At 67.9% G+C, this 7894-nt stretch carries 4 protein-coding genes and 2 pseudogenes; all 6 read left to right on the forward strand.

Annotation, left to right across the window (positions count from 1 at the left end; translation table 11 throughout):
• The coding region (locus BN4332_RS34080; protein WP_235654007.1) for a methylmalonyl-CoA mutase family protein at nucleotides 1–680 on the forward strand (680 nt) is incomplete at its 5' end.
• Between the two features lie 2 nt (nucleotides 681–682).
• Nucleotides 683–1654: a methylmalonyl Co-A mutase-associated GTPase MeaB gene (gene meaB / locus BN4332_RS03810; RefSeq protein WP_066897250.1), complete on the forward strand. Its 972-nt coding sequence runs from the start codon at nucleotides 683–685 to the stop codon at nucleotides 1652–1654.
• Nucleotides 1655–1717: 63 nt separating this feature from the next.
• Nucleotides 1718–2059, forward strand: coding sequence for a DUF4333 domain-containing protein (locus BN4332_RS03815; RefSeq protein WP_066897251.1), 342 nt, complete (start codon nucleotides 1718–1720; stop codon nucleotides 2057–2059).
• Between the two features lie 76 nt (nucleotides 2060–2135).
• Nucleotides 2136–3380: pseudogene (gene lipL / locus BN4332_RS34085) on the forward strand (esterase/beta-lactamase LipL); the annotation flags it as partial.
• Nucleotides 3293–5692: pseudogene (locus BN4332_RS03825) on the forward strand (acyltransferase domain-containing protein); the annotation flags it as partial. The pseudogenes lipL and BN4332_RS03825, both read left to right, overlap by 88 nt.
• Nucleotides 5693–6672: 980 nt before the next feature.
• Nucleotides 6673–7894: beta-ketoacyl synthase N-terminal-like domain-containing protein (locus tag BN4332_RS03830; protein WP_235654236.1), on the forward strand; the 1222-nt coding region annotated here is incomplete at its 3' end.

Raw genomic sequence — 7894 nt, forward strand, 5'->3', positions numbered from 1 at the left:
CGCTGGCCGAGCTGAGCCGCGCCGCCGAGGCCACCGGGTCGGCAGGCGAGGACGGGCTGGGCAACAACCTGCTGGCCCTGGCCATCAACGCCGCCCGCGCCAAGGCCACGCTCGGTGAGATCTCCGACGCCCTGGAGAAGGTGTACGGGCGCCATCAGGCGGAGATCCGTACGATTTCGGGCGTCTACCGCGACGAGATCGGAGCCGGGAACATCACTCCACTTTCGAATGCGACGAGCCTCGTGAACCAGTTCGCCGAGGCCGATGGCCGGCGGCCGCGCATCCTGGTGGCCAAGATGGGCCAGGACGGGCACGACCGCGGGCAGAAGGTGATCGCGACGGCATTCGCCGACATCGGCTTCGACGTCGACGTGGGCTCGCTGTTCTCCACCCCGGAGGAGGTGGCCCGCCAGGCCGCCGACAACGACGTTCACGTGGTCGGGGTGTCCTCACTGGCGGCAGGCCACCTCACCTTGGTGCCCGCGCTGCGTGACGCGCTGGCCGAGGTGGGCCGCCCGGACATCATGATCGTCGTCGGCGGGGTCATCCCGCCCGGGGACTTCGATGAGCTGTACGAGGCCGGGGCGACCGCGATCTTCCCGCCGGGCACCGTGATCGCCGATGCCGCCATCGGCCTGCTGCAGAAGTTGGCAGACCGGCTCGGTTACCAGTTGAGCTAGTAGTGGCTTCCGTTCACGAACTGGCGGCGGCCATCCGGAGCGGCGACCGCGCCGCACTGGCGCGGGCCATCACGATGGTCGAGTCCACCAGGGCCGACCACCGCGATCAGGCCCAGCAGTTGCTGCTGGAGCTGATGGCCGACGCGGGTAAGGCACAGCACATCGGTATCACCGGGGTGCCGGGTGTCGGCAAGTCGACCACGATCGAAGCTCTCGGCATGTACCTGATCGAGGCCGGTCACCGGGTCGCGGTGCTGGCGGTCGACCCGTCGTCGACCCGGACGGGTGGCTCGATCCTCGGCGACAAGACCCGGATGGCCCGGCTGGCGGTACACCCAGACGCCTACATCCGGCCGTCGCCGACCTCGGGAACGCTCGGTGGGGTGGCCAAGGCCACCCGGGAGACGATCGTGCTGCTGGAGGCGGCGGGCTACGACGTCATCCTCGTCGAGACCGTGGGGGTGGGGCAGTCCGAGGTCACGGTGTCGAACATGGTGGATACCTTCGTCTTCCTCACCCTGGCCCGCACCGGCGATCAGCTGCAGGGCATCAAGAAGGGTGTGCTGGAGCTCGCCGATGTCATCGTGGTGAACAAGGCCGACGGCGAGCACGCGGTCGAGGCCAAGGCCGCCGCCCGCGAGCTCACCGGCGCCATCCGGCTGATCTATCCACGCGAAACCCTCTGGCGGCCACCGGTTCTCACGATGAGCGCAATCGAGGGCAATGGGCTGGCCGAGTTGTGGGAGACGGTGATCAAACACCGAGAGGTGCTCACCGAGGCGGGGGAGTTCGAGGCCCGGCGGCGTGCGCAGCAAGTGGACTGGACGTGGTCGATGGTTCGGGACACCGTGCTGGACCGGGTGATGTCCCATCCCGGGGTGCGCAGCATCCGCGACGAGGTCGAGCGCCGGGTCCGCGAGGGTGAACTCACCCCGGCGCTGGCGGCCCAGGAAATTCTCGACGCGGCCGACTGAAGTCCCGGCGCTCACACCTAGGCTGTGTGCAGATCCGGAAGCGAAAGGCTGGGCTGACCCGAGATGAGGGACGTGAAGACGAAACTGCAGGTTCTCGTGGCCGCGGCGATCGTCGGCGGCGTGACGCTGACCGGATGTGGCGGCGGTGAGCCGACCGGTCCGCAGCCGACGGTCGCCAAGAGCAAGTTGCAGACCCTGGCCAAGGAGAAGCTGGAAGCCGCGGCCAAGCGCAAGGCGAAATCCGTGACCTGCGAAGACGGCATCGCCGGCAAGGTCGGGGCGACCCAGCGGTGTGTGCTGACAGCCAAGGACGGCACCAAGTACGGCGTCACCGCTACCGTCGATGCGGTGGAGTCCGGCAACGTCAAGGTCGACTTCAAGGTGGACGACAAGCCGATGCCGTGAGGCGCGCCCGCCACCCGTGGCTAACAGGTCGGTAACGCCGCGATGATTTGCCGGGGTTCCAGGTAAATTCGGTTGTGTGACCGATCACAATCGGGGGCGCGACGAGGCGCTCCCACACGGCGTCCAAGGCGCGGCGGACAGCAACTTCTCCTGCACGGTCCGCGGCTTCTCGAAACTGTTCCCGGGCCGCAGATACGGCGGCGGTGCGCTGGTGGTCTACCAGGACGGCGAGCCGCTCGTCGACGTCTGGACCGGGTACTCGGATCGTGGCGGCACGCAGTACTGGACGGCCGATACCGGTGCCATGGTGTTCTCCGCGACAAAAGGCATGGCCTCGACGATCATCCACCGCCTCGTCGATCGTGGCCTGCTCGAGTACGACACTCCGGTGAGCGCCTACTGGCCCGAATTCGGGGCCAACGGCAAATCCGCCGTCACGGTGCGGCAGGTGATGGCGCACGAAGCGGGGCTGTCGCAGCTCAACGGCGTCAGCAAAGCCGATCTGCTCGATCATGAGGTGATGGAAGGCCGTATCGCGGCGGCTCCGGTGAATTCTCTGTTGTTCGGCAAGCAGGCCTATCACGCGCTGACCTACGGCTGGTTGTTGTCGGGTCTGGCGCGCTCGGTGACCGGGCAGGGCATGCGCGAGTTGTTCCGGATCGAGTTGGCCGAGCCGCTGGGCACGGACGGCCTGCATCTGGGACGTCCACCGGCGGATGCCCCGACCCGGCCCGCACAGATTCTGGGGCCGCAACTGCGGTGGCCCAACCATGCCTTCGACTTCCTGGCACCGCGGGTGGCCGCGTTGAACTTCTCGGGCGCCTTCGGCTCGATGTACTTCCCGGGTGTCATGTCTCTGGTGCAGGGCGATACCCCGTTCCTGGATGCCGAAGCCCCCGCGGTGAACGGGGTGGCGACGGCGCGCGGGCTGGCGAAGATGTACGGGGCGATAGCCAACCGGGGACGCCTGCGCGACGTGCAGATTCTGTCGGAGCGCACGGTGGCCAGGCTGACCGGCCCTCCGGGGTTGCGCCGGGACCGCAATCTCGGCGTGCCGCTCGGTTTCCATCTCGGGTATCACTCGGTGCCGTTCGGGATCATGCCCGGATTCGGGCATGTCGGTCTCGGTGGGTCGGTCGGCTGGGCCGATCCGGCGAGCGGACTGGCGATCGGATTCGTGCACAACCGGCTGTTGACGCCCATGGTGTTCGACATGGCCGCATTCGTCGGTCNAACATCGCCACCCCGTCGCGCGACGCGCAGGTGGCCGTCTACCGCGCCGCGCTGCGGGCCGCATCGGTCGACCCGGCCACCGTCGGGTTGGTCGAGGCACATGGCACCGGAACACCGGTCGGCGACCCGATCGAATTCGCGAGTCTGGCTGCGGTTTACGGGACGGCCGGCCCTTGTGCGCTGGGGTCGTCCAAGACCAACTTCGGCCACAGCCAGTCCGCATCGGGCGCGGTCGGGTTGATGAAGGCCGTGCTGGCGCTGCAACACGGCACCGTTCCGCCCAATCTGCATTTCACCCGGCTTCCCGACGAGATGGAGCGGATCCAGACCGAACTGTTCGTGCCGCGGGAAACCGTGGGCTGGCCGGTGGCCGGGCCGCACCCCCGTCGGGCCGCGGTGTCGTCGTACGGGTTGTCCGGGACGAACGTGCACGCCGTGCTCGAGCAGGCGCCCGCTCCGGCCGCCATCGCCGTCGAACCGGTCGGCGGGGCCGAACCACCCGCGGATCCATCGTTGTTCCTGATGTCGGCGACCTCCGCCGACGAACTGCGCCGGACGGCCGGCCGGCTCGCCGATTGGCTGGCCGACCGTGCCGATGTCGATCTGCCCGACCTGGCGTACTCGCTGGCTCGCCGCCGGGCCCACCGGCCGGTGCGTTCTGCGGTGCTGGCCGCCGACCGGGGAACCCTGATCGCGGGTCTGCGTGAGATCGCCTCCGGCGAGGTGCCCTACGAGCCCGCCGTCGGCCAGGATGACCGCGGACCGGTGTGGGTGTTCTCCGGTCAGGGCTCGCAATGGGCCGGAATGGGCGCGGAGTTGTTGGCCTCAGACCCCGCGTTCGCCGCGACGATCGCCGAGATCGAGCCGCTGATCGCGCGAGAGTCCGGGTTCTCCGTGACCGAGGCGATGTCGGCCGCCGACGTGGTGGCGGGTATCGACCGCGTGCAGCCCACGGTGTTCGCCGTCCAGGTCGCACTGGCGGCCAGCTTGCGCAGCAGCGGGGTGAAACCCGGTGCGGTGATCGGACATTCGATGGGCGAGGTGGCGGCCGCCGTGGTGTCCGGCGTGCTCACGCTCGAGGACGGGGTGAAGGTCATCTGCCGCCGGTCGCGGCTGATGGCGACGATCGCCGGTTCGGGGGCGATGGCGTCGGTGGAACTGCCGGCCCAACAGGTGCTCTCGGAGCTGGCCGCCCGCGGCGTCAAGGACGTGGTGCTGGCAGTGGTCGCCTCGCCCAGCTCGACCGTGGTCGGCGGCGCGACGGAGTCGATCCGCGCCCTGGTCGCCGATTGGGAGAGCCGGGACATCATGGCCCGTGAGGTGGCCGTCGACGTGGCATCGCACACCCCGCAGGTCGACCCGATCCTCGACGAGCTCGCTGACGAGCTGGCCGACCTGGACCCGTCGGACCCGACCATCCCGTACTACTCGGCCACTCTGTACGACCCCCGGGACCTGGCTGATTGGGACGCCGACTACTGGGTCGACAACCTGCGCCACACGGTCCGGTTCGCCGCCGCCGTGCAAGCCGCGCTCGAGGACGGCTTCCGGGTGTTCACCGAACTCGCGCCGCACCCGCTGCTGACCCACGCGGTCGATCAGACCGCCCGTGCCCTCGACATCCCGCACGAAGCACTGGCGACCCTGCGCCGGGAACAGAAGATGGCGGGCGGCCTGCTTCCGGTGGTCGCCGATCTGCACAGCGCAGGCGCCCACGTCGACCTCGGCGTGCTCTACCCGGGCGGCCGGCTGGTCGATGCGCCGTTGCCCACGTGGAACCGGCAGCAGTTGATGCTCGTCCGCGATCCCAACGAGCTGGCGCCCGGTGGGGCCGTTCTCGCGGTGCATCCGCTGCTGGGTGCGCACGTGCGGCTCGCCGAGGAGCCCGAGCGTCATGTGTGGCAGGCCGACGTCGGAACGGGCACCCAGCCGTGGCTGGGTGATCACCAGGTGCACAACGTCGCCGCACTTCCCGGTGCAGCCTATTGCGAGATGGCGTTGGCGGCCGCGCAAGCCGTCCTCGGGGATGCCGTCGAGGTTCTGGACGTCACCTTCGATCAGATGNCCGTCAACATCGCCACCCCGTCGCGCGACGCGCAGGTGGCCGTCTACCGCGCCGCGCTGCGGGCCGCATCGGTCGACCCGGCCACCGTCGGGTTGGTCGAGGCACATGGCACCGGAACACCGGTCGGCGACCCGATCGAATTCGCGAGTCTGGCTGCGGTTTACGGGACGGCCGGCCCTTGTGCGCTGGGGTCGTCCAAGACCAACTTCGGCCACAGCCAGTCCGCATCGGGCGCGGTCGGGTTGATGAAGGCCGTGCTGGCGCTGCAACACGGCACCGTTCCGCCCAATCTGCATTTCACCCGGCTTCCCGACGAGATGGAGCGGATCCAGACCNGACGCACGCCGTCGGGCCGGCTCTGTTCGTTGCGGGCGGTGACGGCCGGTCCGACCCAGTCGGCGGCAGCGCGCCGAGCTGCGGTGATATACATCACACATTGTCCCGATATTGGGACACAAATCCCGTAACCGAAGCGACTGTCTGCCGTTAACCCCGGTTGGTTTGCTTCTGGTAGTCGATGTGGGTCCAATCACGCGATCCGGCGGGGCGTGGGCTGAGTCTCATCACGGCCCCGGTATCGGGCGAGGTGGGCGCCCGGTGAACGTACGGCGTTGCATGGAGACGCGAAGGTTCACGATCAATGCTGGTCACTACGTTGCGTTGTCAACAACAGCCATTAGCTGATGCGCTTTTCGGGTACACCTTCGTACCGTTTTCGGGCCCTTTGGTGGACGGAACGTGAATTCGGTTCAAGTACGGATTCTGCAGTTTGCGTCTCGGTGGCTGGCTAACTATTTAGCCAATAACTATTAATTAACTGTAGATGGCAAACTCGGTACGGTTTTCGTGCTACGGACAACCGAAGAAAGGTAATCTCCCGGCCTGGGAAGATGGCTGGATTAGTTAGCGGGATAATTTCCGCCAGGTATCGCAGCCTGATCGGGATTGCGCTAAAAGGGTTGGGGTATAGCAGTATTCGATGCTCGCCGGGCCGGGACGGGTGGGCGAACCGGCCTCGCTAGCGAAATGGGTGGTCGCTGCGGCCGTTCGAAAGCCGGGGTCGCGCAGCGAACTCGTGATCGTTTTTGCGATCAGATGTTTCCAACATCCAGGTTGGGCCACGCGCTAGGCTACGGAGCCGCGTTGGCAACGACTCGAACCGGAAGCGGGGATTCGGTACCGTGCGTCGGTGGCAACGTAGCGCACATTCTTTTCCGCGTTCTGACTACGTTGAGCGAAGCTTTGCTCAGTTCAACATCGAGAAAGGTAAGCCCACTTGGCCGAAACACCAGCCACCCCGATCGCCGTCATCGGTATGGGCTGCCGGCTCCCGGGCGGAATCGAATCCCCGGACCAGTTGTGGGCTGCGTTGCTTCAGGGTGACGACCTGGTCACCGAGGTTCCGGCCGAGCGCTGGGACGCCGAGGAGTTCTACGACCCCGAGCCCGGAGTGCCCGGGCGGTCGGTGTCGAAGTGGGGGGCCTTCCTCGATGACGTGGCCGGATTCGACGCCGGATTCTTCGGTATCAGCGAGCGCGAGGCCACCGCGATCGACCCGCAGCACCGTCTGCTCCTGGAGACCGCATGGGAAGCCATCGAACACGCGGGCGTCGACCCCGGGACCCTGTCTGGGTCGCTGACCGGGGTTTTCATGGGGCTGACCCACGGGGATTACCAGCTTCTCGCCGCCGATGCCCACTCGATCGAGGGCCCGTACGGCTTCACCGGCAACAACTTCAGCCTGGCGTCGGGCCGGATCGCCTACCACCTGGGCTCGCACGGCCCTGCTTACTCGGTGGACTCGGCCTGCTCCTCGAGCCTGTTGGCCGTCCACAACGCGTGCCGCAGCCTGCATGACGGCGAGAGCGACCTGGCGCTCGCCGGCGGGGTCTGCATCGTGCTCGAGCCCCGCAAGCTGGCGTCCGGTTCCGCGCAGGGGATGCTGTCGCCGACCGGCCGGTGCCATGCGTTCGACGTTGCGGCGGACGGTTTCGTGGCCGGTGAGGCCTCGGCGGTCCTCCTGCTCAAGCGCTTGACCGATGCCGAACGCGACGGCGATCGCATTCTGGCGGTCGTCCGCGGCACCGCGGTCAACCAGGACGGGCGCACCGTCAACATCGCCACCCCGTCGCGCGACGCGCAGGTGGCCGTCTACCGCGCCGCGCTGCGGGCCGCATCGGTCGACCCGGCCACCGTCGGGTTGGTCGAGGCACATGGCACCGGAACACCGGTCGGCGACCCGATCGAATTCGCGAGTCTGGCTGCGGTTTACGGGACGGCCGGCCCTTGTGCGCTGGGGTCGTCCAAGACCAACTTCGGCCACAGCCAGTCCGCATCGGGCGCGGTCGGGTTGATGAAGGCCGTGCTGGCGCTGCAACACGGCACCGTTCCGCCCAATCTGCATTTCACCCGGCTTCCCGACGAGATGGAGCGGATCCAGACCGAACTGTTCGTGCCGCGGGAAACCGTGGGCTGGCCGGTGGCCGGGCCGCACCCCCGTCGGGCCGCGGTGTCGTCGTACGGGTTGTCCGGGACGA

The sequence above is a fragment of the Mycolicibacterium houstonense genome, assembly GCF_900078665.2.
Taxonomy (GTDB): Bacteria; Actinomycetota; Actinomycetes; order Mycobacteriales; family Mycobacteriaceae; genus Mycobacterium; species Mycobacterium houstonense.

Excerpts from the sequence above, each read along its gene's own strand:
- BN4332_RS03815 (WP_066897251.1), top strand. The coding sequence starts at position 1,718 with ATGAGGGACGTGAAGACGAAACTGCAGGTTCTCGTGGCCGCGGCGATC.